This window comes from Gordonia zhaorongruii (assembly GCF_007559005.1).
GTDB lineage: Bacteria > Actinomycetota > Actinomycetes > Mycobacteriales > Mycobacteriaceae > Gordonia > Gordonia zhaorongruii.
On record NZ_CP041763.1, the window covers coordinates 1,642,599 to 1,657,793 of the forward strand.

The following is a 15,195-nucleotide window of genomic DNA, read 5'->3' on the forward strand; positions in this document are numbered from 1 at the left end:
GGCACGTTGCATTCGCAAGACCTGGCACCGAGCTGACCGCACGACCCCTGGACCGGGGCTACGAGCGCACGCTGGACTCGATCAAACCGCGGCGCATCTCGTCGAGGATGCCCTGGATGATCGACGACTCGAACATCGCCGCCGGATAGAGAATCTCGATGCTGCCGGCTGAACCGTCCAGTGGTGGAACCACCGACACGTGAAGGTCGCAATGCGCCAGGTCGACCGGCAGAGGAGTGATCGTCCAGCCCATGGACGCGGCCACCGAGGAGTACGGCTCATCGACCGTCAGCATCACCTGGAACAGCGGGTGGCGGTCGGAGTCGTGCGGTCCGAGCCCGTCGACGACGTCGGTGAAGGCAGTTGCGGAATGGGCGAATGCGTCGTTCTCCGACTCGTGTACTGCTTCGATCGTCTCGCTGCGAGTGGCGCCGATCTTGCAAGCGACGCACACGGTGTTCACGAACATGCCGACCACGTCGCTCCACCGCGCGTCGTCACGACCGGATGTCAGCGCACCGATGTGGATCACCTCGTCGCCCGTGCGTGCGGCGAGGACCTCCGCTAGCGTCGATCGCAACACGGTCAGGGTCGGCACCCGATGGAAATGCGCCGCACTCTGAACCTCGGACCAGACGTCCGTCGGCAGGTCGATTCGGGAGCGTGCTGCTGCGGGACGCCAATCCTGCGGCCGATCGTCGACGGGCACGAGGGCCAGACATCGATCAGTGTCGACCGTCCGTGTGAAGTATGCGATGTCGGCCGTGCGACGCTCCTCCGCCCGCGCTCGCGCGAACTCTGCGTAGTCGACGTACCCGAGCGCCGGGGGAGGAGCGTCGAGGTGCAGCAGCTCGGACAGCAGCAAACGCAGGGATGCCCCGTCGACTGCGAGGTGGTGAAAACAGAGAACGATGTGCGTGGCACCGCCGTCACCGGGAGCGACGCCGATCCGGAACGGGTAGCGCTCCGCCACCCGGATCGGCCGGTGTGCGAATCGACGTGCCCAATCCGGGGTTGCGATGTCTATCGCATCGACCGACCACCGGCTCGGATCCGCATCCGGATCGATACTGAAGAATCCGTCGTCGGTCGTGATACTGCGAAGCATCGCCTGTCGGCTGATCAATGCGCCGATCCCGGCTTCGAGCGTGGCCCGATCGAGCGCCATCGGCACCGTGATGCGAAGTGCGACGAGATGATCCACACCGGCACGCCGTGAGAACACGTTCCGTTGCGCGGGCGCGATCGGGACCCGCTGTGCACATCCGGACTCCGTCGTCACAGGTGCTGACGGTTGCATCTGCCCACGGTGGGTCGCCAGCAACGCCAACGCGCGCGGCGTAGCTGCGGTGAAGACGTCCCGCACACCGATCTGCGCGCCGAACGCTCTACCGGTCTCTGCGGCCACGGCCGTAGCGGTGAGCGAGTCGCCGGCGAGGTCGAAGAAATCGTCGTCGATGCCGATCGGGCTGATCCCCAGCGCGGATTCGAAGGCCGCGACGGTCCTGGCCTGATCGTCGTCTTCGGGTCCCGGCTGTCCGGTTCGCTCGATCACCGCGGGAGCTGGAAGCCTGCCCCGATCGACTTTGCGGTTCACCGTCAACGGAAGCTCGTCCAAGACAGTGACTCCCGAGGGCACCGAGGCGGGGCCGACCATGCCGCGAAGTGCGGTCCGCAGTCCGTGAGGCAATGTCGACGCGTCCACACCGGGACGCGCGACCACGTAAGTGTGCAGTCGTGCGCCCTGGTCCGTCCGGTGAACGACTGTCGCGCTCGTGCTCACCATTCCGACTTCGAGTACCGCTCGGTCGACCTCGGACGGCTCCACGCGCACGCCCCGGACCTTCACCTGGTCGTCGTCTCGGCCCAGGAACCACAGCTCATCGGAGGCGCCGCGCCGCACCCGATCGCCGGTCCGGTACATGCGCCGTCCGCTGCCATCCGGGCACGCGACGAATCGGATGGCGGTCGTGATCGGCTGATGGAGGATCCCGTTCGCGAGACTGGGACCGGCCACGTACAGGTCACCGTCGCCACCCGGCGGCACCCGGCGAAGACGGCGGTCGAGCACCAGTAGATCCACGCCGCGCATCGGACGCCCCAAGGGCACCGTGGGTTCGCCGGAATCAGCGGCGATGGCGTCGGTGAGGGCCACACTGCAGGTGGTCTCCGTCGGACCGTACGCGCAGCGCACCGAACGACTCCTCGCCCAGCGTCGAATCAACGGCGCCGGGCACACATCGCCGCCGACGATGAGATGAGTGACTGTCGAGGCCTCGTCTTCGGGAATGGTCGCCAGGGCCGCCGGGGTGACCAGCAGATGGCTGACCGAGTGCTCGGTCAGGAACTCGGCTAGCTCCCTTCCACCCCGGACATCGGTCGGAACCACAGCGAGGGCAGCACCCACGTGCGCCGCGGCGAGCATCTCCACGATCGCGGTATCGAACCCGGGCGACGCGAAATGCGCGACCACGCTGCGGCGGTCGAGCGCGTAGTGCTCATCTACCTCGGCGATCAGGTCGGCGATGCCGCTGTGCGACACCACGACTCCCTTCGGCTTCCCCGTCGTTCCCGATGTGTACAGGAGATAGGCCGGAGCATTGGCCGCCACGCAGGCGATGGTGAGCCGCGCACCGTCGACGGGTTCGATCGTCCGCAGGTCGATAGCACCGGGCCACGTGTGCGGACCATCGGTCAGCACAGCCGCAGGGGCGCAGTCGGCGAGGATCATCGCCTTCCGCCGCTCCGGCAGTGTCGGGTCGATCGGCACCACGCACATCCCCGCCGCCGAGACAGCCCACGCGGCAGCGACGCTGTGGGCCGACCGTTCGACGACGACAGCGACCGTGGAACCGCCGTTCGCGCGTGTACGCAGCGCCTCGGCGATCCCTGCGGCCCGATCGGCGATCTCGCGATACGAGAGGACCCCGGTGGCTGTGATCACGGCGGGCTCGTCACTGCTGCGATGCCGGAGGTACTCGGCGGCGAGGGTCGAACGCTCCCCGGTGGAGGGATTCCGGATCGGTGAGGCGATCGCACCGGGGGAGAGGTCGGTCATCGTCGCCGACTCCGCGGAAGTGGCGAGAGCATCGACGCACTCGTTGATGCCGGCGAGGAACCACTCTGCGGACTCCACGGAGTGGCACTGCGGGTTGGCTTCCACCTCGACCCGGAGGTCACCGATGTGCCCGGGATAGATGTTGACGTTCACGTCGCTGACCGGGCCGGTCGACAGAACGCGGAAACTCGCCTGTGTGTCGGCGCCGAGTGAGATGGACGGCGGTGTCGGCGCGATGTTGACCACTGGGCCCAGCCTCGTGAGGAACCCGTGTTCAGCGAAGCCGGCACGCTTGCCCGCACTGCCGGTCAGCATCTCCTCATACCGGAACTGCTGATGCCTCAGCGCTCCGGACAACAGTGCGGCCACCGCGCGCAGATGATCGTCGACGGTGCTGTCCATCGCCCGCGGAACCACGATCGGCAGAAGATTCGACATCGTGCCGGCCGCAGCACGCAACGCCGCCGTGGTACGCGCCGAGGTGACCAATGTCAGGGGGATGACCGGTCGGTCCCGGATTCTGGCGAGATGCATCGCTGTCGCAGCCACCAGAACCGCGACCGGGGGGACACCCGATCGGGCAGCGACCGTCTGCACGCTGCCCAGTGTCGCCGCCTTCAGGTCCGTCGTCGCCACATGCCGATCCAATGAGGGGGCCGCGGCGCGGTCGGTGAGGTGCAATGGCTCGTCGAACTCGGCGAGCGCCTCGGCCCAATGGGCCCGGTCGCGCTCCTGTCGGGGCGACCCCGCATACCGTTCCTCGTGATCGAGGATCGACTGCACCGACGAGGGCGCGGGGGGAGGAGCCCCGGCGTCGGCGCCGACTGTCACGCAATACCTATGTGCCACATGTCGAATCAGCAGTCCAGCGGCGAAGCCGTCCAGCAGGATGTGATGCGCACGGGCGTAGAAGATCCAGTGATCGGCGGACACCTCGATGAGTGCCGACCGGACCAACGGTCCGTCCAATGGCATCGCAGCGGCAGTCTCCGCCGCCATCCACGATTCCACGGTCGCCACCGGTTTTGCGCTATCGGTCAGGGAGATGATCTCGACGATGTCGGGTTGCGCCGAGTCGTCGATCCGCAGCTGTGGTGCTCCATCCACCACGATCACGCGCGTTGTGGACACTTCCAGGTCGGCGGCGACCTCGTTTGCGACATCCACAATGGCACGCGGGTCCACGCGGCCACGGATCTCCAGGCACTGAGCGATGGAGATGGGGATATCGTCCCCGAGTACCGCCTGTGCGTACCAGAGAGCGCGCTGAGCTCGGTTCAGCCGCATGCTCACTCGGCTCCCGCCCTCACAGCCCGAATCGCGACGAGTCGTTCCGTGCGCTGTCCTGCTTCGATCAACCCCTGGTCTTCGAGCCAGCGCGCTCGACCTGTCATGACCGGCCCGAACTCGAGCGATTCCTCGTCGGAGATCGCCGTGTCGAACCCGAGAGCGCGCAGATCCGCCAGTGTCCGCTCGGTCCCGGTCACGGTGGAGTGGACGATGATCACCACTCCACCCGGCCGCACGAGCTGCGGTAGTCGAGAGATGACCGCGTCGACGACCTTCCTGCCGTCGGGCCCGGCATTCCAGGCGTGCCCGTCTGTCGCGCTGTCCGGAGCCGGAACGTAAGGCGGATTGGTGATGACCAGATCGGCGGGCGCGAGCGCGGGCAGCACGCCTACGTCTGCGTCCACGACGTCGATCGAGACGCCGTTGGCCGACGCATTCGCCTTCACCGTTTCGATGGCGCCGCGTGCGTCGTCGACGGCCGTGACCCGCGCACCTGCGCGGGCGGCGTACACCGAAGCGATACCGCTGCCGGCGCACAACTCGATCACCCGGGGATGCTCGATGGGGGACGCCAGCACCTCGGCGACAGTGCGTCGGCACAGCATCGCCGAATCGACGGCCGGCGCGTAGACGCCGGCTTTGACGGCGATCCTGGGCCGTTCGATCGGCACCTGGGCGAGGATCTGATCGGTGGACGCGGTCGCAGCTGAAGCGCCTTTCGCCAGCATCACGCGTCCACGGGTATCAGCGATGACCGGCCGTCCTCCCATGAGTCCCAGATGTGGCGCGTCGCGAGTCCCTCCACCGCGCTGCAGATGAGGGCACCGCGCAAGAGACCGATCCGTGCCTCCGGAGTTGTGCCGAGCGTGCCTGCGACCTCGCGAACGATGAGCTGTTCGTGGACCGAATCCGCCTCGACGTGCTCGTCGAAGAAGATGCGCGCGTCCGCGCCGATTCCGAGGCGACGGAGGCCGCGACTGTACTCGCGGCTGGGGATCGCCGAAGTCATTTCCACTACGCACAGATGCCCGATCAACTCGTGAATTCGCGAGCGATGCAATCCGAAGTACGAGAGAACGTTCACCGCGGTCAGTGTCCGAACCGGAATCGCATTCAGATAATGGGCGTACTCCGAATTCAATCCGAGACCGCGCATGAGTGCGGCATACAGCGTCGCGTGCATGTAATCGAGTCGGCCACCACCGTATTCGTCCATCTGCACTTCGATCAGTCCGGCTTTCGCACGTCCGTGTAAACGCGGAATAGCGAACGTGTGCACGTCGGCTTCTCGAAGCTGATTCAGGGAGCGATGAATGACGACCTCGCGGAACTGCTCGATGGTCGCCGAACGCGCCATGTACTTCGCGAGCGGCGGGCCGTCGGACGATTCGCCGGTCCGGAACAACGCCTGCGTCACGTCGCCGGGATCGTCCACCGAACCGACGAGGTCGTCCAGCGCAGCGCCGACGTGCTGCTCGATCTGAGCACGCACCGCAAGCAGGTCGACGTCCCATTCCGCGGCGTCGTCGATCCCTTCGATTCCACGAAGATGCAGTTCGTACAGGAGTGTGAGCGCCAGCTGGAGGTCGTCGTCGGCGAGAATGTCGACGGTTGCGGTGACCGCGTCGTCAACAGCGAGATGGAGGTCGTCGCGGGACCGGAGTGGGTCCTCGAGCGCTGCGATCAGGCATCCGCTCACCGGGCCCCGTGGCGTCGGCATCGGCATCCGCGGCTCAGTGACATTGGCCGCGTCATTCTCGATCAGTAGACTTGATCCGATCGTCGAATCGTCCAGCTGTGCAGGAAAAGAGGACACATGACCTCCCACTCTCGCGATCACGATCCGGCGAGTCCGGACGTTTCGGTAATTCCGTGCCCGGGTGGACCATTACTGGTTCGCGGGCCGATCTCAGTGCTCAACGGTGATGGTACAGAGTTTACTCCTCGCCGCCAGACCGTCGCATTCTGTCGCTGCGGCAGATCCACCATTTCGCCGATGTGCGACGGATCGCATAAATTGCGACGCAATGACCGAGGTGACGGCAATGGGTGAGTGCATCACACAGTGATCGGTAACCGACCGACACCTCCGACCCGCAACGGCACGATACGGTTCGCGGTCCCCGTTCTGGCCGCCGTCCAGTTCGTGATCGTGGTCGACGAGACGGCGATCGCTCTCCTCGGCCCGCAGGTGGCACACGAGTTCGCCACCGGCGACGAGATCCGACACCTGCTCATCACGCCGTTCGCCGCGGCGTTCGTGATGCTGCTTCCGCTGACTGCCCTCGCACTACGTGGGCTGGACCCGCGCCGCGCCGTCGGGCCGGCAGCGGTCGCCTTCGCCGTGAGTGCGGCGGCCGGAGCACTCGCGCCGTCGGTCGCCTGGCTGGTGGCAGCGCGAGCCGCGCAGGGCGCCACAGCTGCGGTGGCGACGACGTGCGTACTGGCCTCCCTGCACCTGGTCACGATGCACTCGTCCCGCCGGACCCGTGACTTCGCGATCTTCTCGGTGCTCTCCGGGGCCGGGGCGATGGCAGCTCTGCTCATCGCGGCACCCATCGCGACTGCCTCCTGGCGGTGGTGCTTCTGGGCCGTGGGGTCAGCCGCCATGGTCTGCGCGCTGGGATGGCGGGCCATCCGAGGTGCGGTCGGCGGCGCAGCTGCGGAAACGCGCGCGGTCACGGACCAGAGCACGTCGGTCGCGCATGGCGCAGCGGGTCTCGGACGCCCGGGCGCGGTTCGCACTTTCGTCTCGGTGGTCGCGGCCAATGCCGTGCTGAGTGCCACCGTGATCACGGCGAGTTTCGCGCTTCAGCAGGATCACGGATGGACCCCGATGTCGACGGGGCTGGCCTTTCTCGCACTCAACGCCGCGGCCGCGGCGGGCGCGGTGATCGTCGGGCGGTCCCACTCCGGCCGATCGGGGAGGCTTCTGACTCTCGGCGGCATCGCCCTCGCAGTCGGATGCGCCGGCATCGCCGTGGTCCCGGATACGCCGCTGGCGCTGATCGGTGCGACTGTTCCGGTCGGGCTCGGCATCGGAGTCGTCTTCCCGATCGTCAACGATCGAGCGCTGATGGTGGCGACATCGCGCCCACTGGGAGGGGCAGCGGCTCTGGGTACGACCCAGCAAGTCGGGTTGGCGTCCGGTGCAGTCGTCGCAGCGCTGCACTCAGGTATCGCCCTAGCCGTGCTAGCGGCGGCCGTCGCACTGGTGGTCGTGGTGTGCATGTCGCGCGAGCCGACCGAGAGCTGAGCCGGCCGAATGCCGCTAGCGGGTCACCTCGTCGATCGCGGCGGTCAGCCGCTGCCAGGCATCCGAGGACGGGTCGCCCCACTCTGCGTTGCCCACCCCGTCGACCACGTCCAGGGTGGCCTTGGAACCGGCCTTCTGCGCGTACCGTTCGGACAGTTCGACGGGCACGATGTCGTCATCCGCCCCGTGGAGAAGGCGAACCGGAATCGCCGGACTGAGCTGGGCTGGGTCGGCCATCGAATACGCATCGGGGACCTCTGTCGGCGTTCCGCCGATGAATCGCTCGACAGCCCCGTCTGCGATGTCCAAGTCGGCAGCACGGGCGAGATCGGCGATGGGAGCTAGAGCGACGACTCCCGTAACCTGCAAGTTCTCGGTCTTCCACCGGGCACCACCGGGCAGGCTCGACCGGCTCGCCGCCCACAACGCGAGATGCCCGCCCGCGGAGTGACCGACAAGGGTGATGGTGCGCGGGGCCTCGTTGTGGAGGGTCCACTCCCGCCCACTCAATTGAATCTGGTCGATCGCGGTGACGACGTCGTCGAACGCCGATGCCCAGCCACCTGCGCCGTGCCGGTAGCCGACCGATGCGGTCAGATGTCCGGCAGCAGCCAGCGCATGCCCGGCAGCCCACGTTCGAAACCGGTCGGGCGCGTCCCAGAAGCCTCCGTGCAGAAGCAGCACCAGCGAGTCCGTCGGCTCGGCCGGTTCGAAGACATCCGCGATGTTCGATGCACTCGATCCGTATCGCATCGAGGCGTCTGGGTTCTCCACGTCATCAGCCATGCCCACACAGTACGACCGGAATCGATCGAATACGCCGGTTGCGTACGCATCCACCGTCACGCCGGCGAAATCCGTGACACACCATCACGGCAGAATCCACGAGAGGATCGGCGTGGACTGGAGGTACACCAGGGTGCAGAGGAGCAGCAGCATCACCGCGCTGTAGCCGATGACCTTGCGCAGCAGAATCGGCTCAGAGCCCGGTTGTCCCACCGCCGTCGCCGCAATGGTCAGATTCTGCGGACTCACGAGTTTGCCGACGACGCCGCCGGAGGTGTTGGCGGCGACCAGCAGCGTCGGGTCGATACCGGCGGTGTGTCCTGCCGCCTGCTGCAGTTTCGCGAACAATGCGTTCGAGGACGTGTCGGAGCCCGTCACTGCGGTTCCCATCCAGCCGAGAATCGGCGAGAAGAAGGCGAAAACCGTACCCGTGCCGGCCAACCAGGTGCCGATGGCGACCGTCTGCCCGGATTGATTCATCACATAGCTCAGTCCGAGGACAGTCGCAACGGTGGCGATCGCCAGCCACATCTTCGCGACGGTCGCGCCGAACGCCGTCACGCCCCTCCCGATGCTCATCGGGAATCGACCGGAATGCGTGAACACGGTGTACACCAACGCAACGAGCACGCCGCAGATCAGAAGCAGGGTCCCGGGGTTCGAGAGCCATGAGAACTTGTAGATCGCACTCTCAGACGGACTGCCGTCACCGGTGACCAGGTTTCCGTAAAGGCCGGGCCACTCCACGGTGCGATCCGTGCCGTCGAGCCAGGACGGCAGGTCGAATCCGATGGTCCACAGCTTGGCGACGCCGAAGACGATGATGACGAGCAGGTACGGGAACAGTGCGAGGCCCACTCGAGACTTACTCAGTCGCTCGGGTTCCACCTGTGACAACTGGTCGTCCGGTGTCGATGGGTGCCAGAACTGGAGCATCACAATGGCGGCGGCCAATCCGGCGAGGGAGGCGACGACGTCGGTCAACTCGTACGAGAAGTGACTCGAGCACCAGAATTGCGCGATCGCGAAGACCACCCCGGTCACTAGCGCTATCGGCCACGCCTGCCGAAGTCCGCGCTTACCGTCCACCAGGAACAGCAACAGCAGCGGCACGAACAGCGCGAGCAGTGGTGTCTGACGCCCGACCGTAGCCGCGATCTCGGTAGCTGGGATTCCGGTGAGGCTCCCGGCGGTCGTGATCGGAATCGCCATGGCGCCGAAGGCGACTGGGGCGGTATTCGCCACCAGCACGGTGACGGCTGCGCGAAGCGGAGGCATGCCCAGAGCGATCAGCATGGCACCGGTGATCGCGATGGGGGCGCCGAATCCGGCGAGGGCTTCGAGCATGCCGCCGAAGCAGAATGCGATCAGCATGGCCTGCACGCGGATATCCCCGCGGCCGATCGAGTTGAACACCCGACGGAGGTCCTCGAAGCGACCGCTCACCACCGTGAGCTCGTAGAACCAGATCGCCGCAACGACGATCCACATCACTGGGAAGAGGCCGAAGATGATTCCTTGAGCCGCCGACAACGCGGTGAGCGAGACCGGCATGTCGAATGCGAAGATCGCAACGACGATCGCCACTGCGAGCGCTCCGAGGCCGGAGTACCAGGCTTTGAGTTTGAATCCAGCCAGCAGGATGAAGAAGGTCAGCAACGGGATGATCCCGACGAGCGCCGATGCGGTGAGGTTCCCCGCGACCGCGTCGGTCGAGGGCGCGAACGTCGTTGCGAGTGCAGTTCCTGCCATGTGAAACACCTGGATCCGGACGCAGGGGTGCGGCTAGCAGGCACCGATACCGGTGGTCGGACTGCCATGACGCCGATATGACCGAGATCACAATACGCCCCGGCGTACCGAGCGCCGCAGGTGTTGCCGAATATCGGGCGTGCCGGTTCGGTCCGGCGTTACCGTGGAGTGATTCCCGACGATCTCGGAGTTGTTGCATGCGAATCGCCCTGTTCGCCACATGTATCGGCGACACGATGTTTCCTAACGCGGTCAAGTCGACGGCCTTACTTCTTACCCGGCTCGGGCACGAAGTGGTGTTCCCACCCGGTCAGACCTGCTGCGGTCAGATGCACGTGAATACCGGGTATCAGCCGGACGCACTTCCGCTGGTGGAGAACTACGTCGAGAGCTTCGGCGACGAATCGATCGACGCTGTCGTCGTACCCTCCGGGTCGTGCGTCGGCTCGGTGCGCCACCAGCACGAAGTCGTTGCGTCCCGGTACGGAACACCGAGACTGTGCGGGCAGGTGGAAACCCTCAAAGCCAAGACCTACGAGCTCTCCGAACTACTGGTCGACGTGCTCGGCGTGACCGACGTAGGGGCCTACTATCCGCACCGGGTCACCTACCATCCCACGTGCCATTCGTTGAGGATGCTCCGGGTGGGAGAGAAGCCGTTGCAGTTGTTACGCGCGGTCCGCGACATCGACCTTGTGGAGTTGCCGGAAGCCGACTCATGCTGCGGATTCGGTGGCACGTTCGCGTTGAAGAACGCGGAGACATCGACCGCCATGCTCGCCGACAAGATCCGAAACATCAGCGGCACCAGTGCGGAATACTGTTGTGCAAGTGACTCATCGTGCCTCATGCACATCGGTGGGGGAATGACACGGCTGCAGATGGGCACGCAGACCGTTCATCTCGCCGAAATTCTGGCATCTGTCGAGGATCATGCCGGAGCGACCGCATGACCCGGGTGGCATTGCCTTCGCCCGCGTTTCCGCCGCGCGCCCCGGAGGGTGCAGGCAATCTACGGGGCAGCGAGAGCTTTCCGGACGCTGCCCACCACGAGCTCGCGAACTCCCAGTTGCGGCGCAACATCAGTAACGCCACGCATACGATCCGCGAGAAGCGGCTGCAGGTCACCGGCGAACTACCCGACTGGGAGCAGTTGCGCGACTCAGGATCGGCGATCAAGACCGACGTGATGAACCGGCTTCCTGAGCTGCTAGAGCAGTTCGAGGCTGCAGTGACCGCCCGGGGCGGCGTCGTGCACTGGGCGCAGGACGCCGTTGAGGCCAACGAGATCGTGGCCGGTCTGGTCCGCGAGACGGGCTCCGAGGAAGTCATCAAGGTCAAGTCGATGGCGACTCAGGAGATCGGACTCAACGAACATCTCGAGTCGGAGGGGATTCGCGCGTACGAGACCGATCTGGCCGAGTTGATCGTCCAGCTCGGTCACGACACCCCGTCGCACATCCTCGTTCCGGCGATTCACCGGAACCGATCGGAGATTCGCGAGATCTTCCTCAACGAGATGGCCGACGTCGATCCCCACTTGGACGACGATCCGGCGAGCCTCGCGGCGGCGGCCAGACGGTTCCTCCGCCACAAGTTCATGACTACGCCGGTCGCCATCTCCGGCACCAACTTCGGCATCGCGGAGACCGGCACTCTGGGCGTCGTCGAGTCCGAGGGCAACGGCCGGATGTGCCTGACCATGCCGCAGACGCTCATCACCGTGATGGGCATCGAGAAGATCATTCCGACGTACGCCGATCTGGAGGTGTTCCTGCAGTTGCTGCCGCGCTCGTCGACGGGCGAGCGGATGAACCCCTACACGTCGATGTGGACGGGCGTCACACCCGAGGACGGACCGCAGAGCTTCCACCTCGTCCTGCTCGATAACGGCCGAACTGCGGCACTCGCCGACAAGATCGGCCGGGAGGCCCTCAACTGCATCCGCTGTTCGGCGTGCCTCAACGTGTGCCCGGTATACGAGCGCACCGGTGGCCACGCATACGGGTCGACCTATCCAGGACCGATCGGTGCGGTCCTCACCCCTCAGTTGGCGGGCATGCACGGCAGTCACGACCCCAACTCGTCGTTACCGTTCGCCTCCAGCCTGTGCGGCGCCTGCTTCGACGCGTGTCCCGTCAAGATCGACATCCCGTCGCTGCTCGTCGAGCTGCGGCACCAGAAGGTGGAACAGGCGGCGTTCGGATCCGAGGCTGCAGCGATGCGGGCGGCGTCCATTGCGATGTCGTCGTCCGGGAAGTTCACCGTGGCGCAGAAGGCGGCGGGACTGGGTCGCCTGATCGCAGGTAAGAAGGGCAAGATTTCGGCGTTACCGCCACCGCTGAGCGGCTGGACCGACGCTCGGGACATCCCGAAGCCTCCGAAGCAGACGTTTCGCCAGTGGTGGGGTTCCGCAGAGGGGCAGCGCGAGATCGCCGACGCACGCAGACAGGCACACGAATGAGCTCCCGGGACGTGATCCTCGGACGTATCCGCGACGCACTGGCGTTGGCACCTCCTGTGCAGCAGGAGATCCCGCGTGAGTACCGCACCGGACGCGCGATGCCGAAGGGCGAACTGGAAGAGCTGCTGACCGACCGTCTGGTGGACTACAAGGCGACGGTTCATCCGTGCGAAGCCGCAGAGCTTCCCGCGACGGTCGCGCGCGTTCTCCGGGAAGCGGGATGCAAGCGTGTGGGCGTCCCTGCAGGCCTGGACGACGGGTGGATCGCGGACTTCGATGGGGAAGTGGTGGTCGACTCACCGTGTGTGTCGGCTCCGCAACTCGATTCACTCGACGGTGTGGTGACAGGCTCCCGGGTGGCCTGCGCTGAGACCGGCACCATCTTCCTCGACGGGAGCCCGGACCAAGGGCGCCGAGCGTTGACCCTCGTACCGGACCTGCACGTCTGCGTCGTGGATCTGTCGGCTGTGGAAGTGAATGTTCCGGAGGCGCTCACGCGCCTCGTACCGGAGCGTCCGACCACCATGATCAGCGGACCGTCCGCCACCTCCGACATCGAGCTCCAACGTGTCGAAGGCGTCCACGGCCCCCGAAATCTGCACGTGGTGATCGTGCGCTGAGACCGATCACTTTCGCGATCGTCACCGGTCTGTACATACAAGGGGATTCACCCTTGACCGACGGAGCCACGATAGGGGAGCACGATGACGAGATTGGTAATCACGCAGAACATCACCGTGGACGGCCGAGTGGAGATGCTCGGCGACTGGTTCGATCCCGCTGACCAGACGCCGGACGTGCTCGAGGAGCTGCACCGGCAGGATTCGACCTGCGACGCGGTCCTACTCGGGCGCCGCACATTCGAGAGTTTTCGTGGGTACTGGCCTGCGCAGACGGACGACGAGACCGGAGTGACGAACCAACTCAATCAGGTCGCCAAGTACGTCGCGACCTCAACGCTGACCGATCCGGGCTGGGTCAACTCGACGATCCTCACCGGCGACGTCATCGACGAGGTCGGACGCATCAAGCAGCAGCCCGGCCGTGACATGGTCGCGACCGGCAGCATCTCGCTCTGCCACGACCTGATCGCCGCAGGTCTCGTCGACGAGTACCGGCTCTTCATCTACCCGGTGGTGCAGGGGCGAGGACGCGCGCTCTTCCCGGAAGGTCATGAGATCCCCACCCTGGAGCTCGTCGATCACCTGGCATTCAGCAACGGCGTCGCATGCATGAGATACCAATCGCACACCGGGAACTCATCCGCCACCACCTGACGAGCGAACGTCGCGCCGAGGCGAGGATCTCCGCACTGCACGGTTCGGCCACGTTCACCGGGCGAGCCGCAGACCCGAGAACGCCCAACGGGATCTCGCCGGGAAGAAGTTCCGGTACGTGGTCCGCTCATGCCCGCGCGGCGTGACGGCGGACGCACCGCGCAGCACATGGTGGTCGCTCATGAACTTTCCGTTGTACTCACCGACGGCGCCGTTCGCCGGAATGAACCCCGGGTAGGGGAGGTAGGCGCTGGCCGTCCACTCCCACACGTCTCCGACCATCGCCGTCCCGGCAGACCGCGGATGGCATCGGTTCGGATCGAGAAGCTCGCCACGATCAGCCCCGAACTGCGCCGCCGCAACCTCCCACTCGAACTCCGTCGGCAGGCGTGCGCCCGCCCATCGGGCATATGCGTCCGCCTCGTAGAACGACACGTGCACCACCGGCTCGTCGGGCACCACGGGCCGACGGCCGGACAACGTGAAAGTGGTCCACACCCCGTCACCGTCGGGATGCCAGTAGCCGGGGGCACGCCATCGAGCCTGACCGATGTGCGCCCAACCGTCGGAAAGCCATAGTTCCGGTCGCCGGTATCCGTCATCGGCGACGAACTGCATCCAGTCGGCGTTCGTCACGGGACGTGACGCGATCTCGAAGTCCTCGAGGAACACACGGTGCTGCGGGCCCTCGTTGTCGTAGGCGAAGCCCGGACCCGTTGCTCCGATGCGCGCGATACCACCCTCCACCGGGTGCCAGGAGAGTGGTCGGCACGCCTGCGGCGCGTCCGGCTCGCGGTCGACGTACACCGGCCCCGGAGTGAGCGGAACCGTCGAGAACAGGTGCTTGATGTCCATCAGGAGGAGTTCCTGATGTTGCTGCTCGTGATTGCACCCCAGTTCCACGAGTTCGAGGGCCTCGTCGTCGAGCGTCCCTCGGGACAGTGCGCCGTTCATCGCCGTATCGACGTGGTGCCGGTACTCGGCGATGTCGTCGACTCCGGGACGGGTGACCAGTCCACGGTCCGGTCGTGGATGCCGATCACCGACTGCCTCGTAATAGCTGTTGAACAGGTAGCGGTAGGTCTCGTCGTAGGCGATGTAGTCCGGGGTCCGCCGAAGGACGAACTCCTCGAAGAACCAGGTGGCATGCGCCCGGTGCCATTTCGCGGGGCTGGCCTCGGTCATCGACTGCGGGGTCTGGTCCTCTGCGGACAGCCTGGAGGTCAGAGCATCGGTCAACGTGCGCACGTCATGAAACCGATGCCACAGGTCGGAGTCGGCACTCGTCGAGTCGGACGCTGAGGTGCTCATG

Annotated in this window: 12 protein-coding genes; 6 read left to right on the plus strand and 6 right to left on the minus strand. The window is 65.8% G+C overall.

What is annotated here, in order from left to right:
* Positions 1-58: 58 nt before the first annotated feature.
* The 3 genes from FO044_RS07610 to FO044_RS07620 are packed head-to-tail and all read right to left on the minus strand — an operon-like array spanning position 59 to position 6,074.
* Complete coding sequence (locus FO044_RS07610; RefSeq protein WP_132994263.1) at positions 59-4,345, minus strand: non-ribosomal peptide synthetase; 4,287 nt, start codon at positions 4,343-4,345, stop codon at positions 59-61.
* Positions 4,346-4,347: 2 nt separating this feature from the next.
* The gene (locus FO044_RS07615) at positions 4,348-5,076 is read right to left on the minus strand and encodes a HemK2/MTQ2 family protein methyltransferase (protein WP_132994262.1); all 729 of its coding nucleotides are present in this window, start codon (positions 5,074-5,076) and stop codon (positions 4,348-4,350) included.
* Positions 5,076-6,074, minus strand: coding sequence for an iron-containing redox enzyme family protein (locus FO044_RS07620; protein ID WP_132994261.1), 999 nt, complete (start codon positions 6,072-6,074; stop codon positions 5,076-5,078). Before FO044_RS07620 ends, FO044_RS07615 begins: the two co-directional genes overlap by 1 nt.
* Before the next feature lie 90 nt (positions 6,075-6,164).
* Between FO044_RS07620 and FO044_RS07625 the strand changes: the two genes are divergently transcribed.
* Together FO044_RS07625 and FO044_RS07630 are read left to right on the plus strand one after the other, a co-directional pair.
* Positions 6,165-6,401 (plus strand): CDGSH iron-sulfur domain-containing protein, encoded by a 237-nt coding sequence (locus FO044_RS07625; protein ID WP_132994260.1) that lies wholly within the window; start codon positions 6,165-6,167, stop codon positions 6,399-6,401.
* Between the two features lie 12 nt (positions 6,402-6,413).
* Positions 6,414-7,604 carry an MFS transporter gene (locus FO044_RS07630; RefSeq protein ID WP_235831555.1) on the plus strand — a complete coding sequence of 397 codons (1,191 nt, stop codon included), beginning with the start codon at positions 6,414-6,416 and terminating at the stop codon, positions 7,602-7,604.
* A gap of 15 nt (positions 7,605-7,619) precedes the next feature.
* On the opposite strand, the gene FO044_RS07635 is transcribed toward FO044_RS07630, so the two are convergent.
* Positions 7,620-8,390 carry an alpha/beta hydrolase family protein gene (locus tag FO044_RS07635; RefSeq protein ID WP_143965467.1) on the minus strand — a complete coding sequence of 257 codons (771 nt, stop codon included), beginning with the start codon at positions 8,388-8,390 and terminating at the stop codon, positions 7,620-7,622.
* 84 nt (positions 8,391-8,474) lie between these two features.
* On the minus strand, positions 8,475-10,142 hold the full coding sequence (locus FO044_RS07640; RefSeq protein WP_132994258.1) for an L-lactate permease: 1,668 nt from the start codon (positions 10,140-10,142) through the stop codon (positions 8,475-8,477).
* Positions 10,143-10,339: 197 nt separating this feature from the next.
* On the opposite strand from FO044_RS07640, the gene FO044_RS07645 reads away from it, so the two are divergent.
* The 4 genes from FO044_RS07645 (at position 10,340) to FO044_RS07660 (ending at position 13,883) form a co-directional block, all read left to right on the plus strand.
* On the plus strand, positions 10,340-11,095 hold the full coding sequence (locus FO044_RS07645; protein ID WP_132994397.1) for a (Fe-S)-binding protein: 756 nt from the start codon (positions 10,340-10,342) through the stop codon (positions 11,093-11,095).
* Positions 11,092-12,606, plus strand: a complete 1,515-nt coding sequence (locus FO044_RS07650; protein ID WP_132994257.1) for a LutB/LldF family L-lactate oxidation iron-sulfur protein — start codon at positions 11,092-11,094, stop codon at positions 12,604-12,606. Before FO044_RS07645 ends, FO044_RS07650 begins: the two co-directional genes overlap by 4 nt.
* The gene (locus FO044_RS07655) at positions 12,603-13,226 is read left to right on the plus strand and encodes a LutC/YkgG family protein (protein ID WP_132994256.1); all 624 of its coding nucleotides are present in this window, start codon (positions 12,603-12,605) and stop codon (positions 13,224-13,226) included. Before FO044_RS07650 ends, FO044_RS07655 begins: the two co-directional genes overlap by 4 nt.
* An 84-nt stretch (positions 13,227-13,310) precedes the next feature.
* Positions 13,311-13,883, plus strand: coding sequence for a dihydrofolate reductase family protein (locus FO044_RS07660; RefSeq protein WP_132994255.1), 573 nt, complete (start codon positions 13,311-13,313; stop codon positions 13,881-13,883).
* A gap of 54 nt (positions 13,884-13,937) precedes the next feature.
* On the opposite strand, the gene egtB is transcribed toward FO044_RS07660, so the two are convergent.
* Positions 13,938-15,194 carry an ergothioneine biosynthesis protein EgtB gene (egtB, locus tag FO044_RS07665; RefSeq protein ID WP_132994254.1) on the minus strand — a complete coding sequence of 419 codons (1,257 nt, stop codon included), beginning with the start codon at positions 15,192-15,194 and terminating at the stop codon, positions 13,938-13,940.
* Position 15,195: the final 1 nt, after the last annotated feature.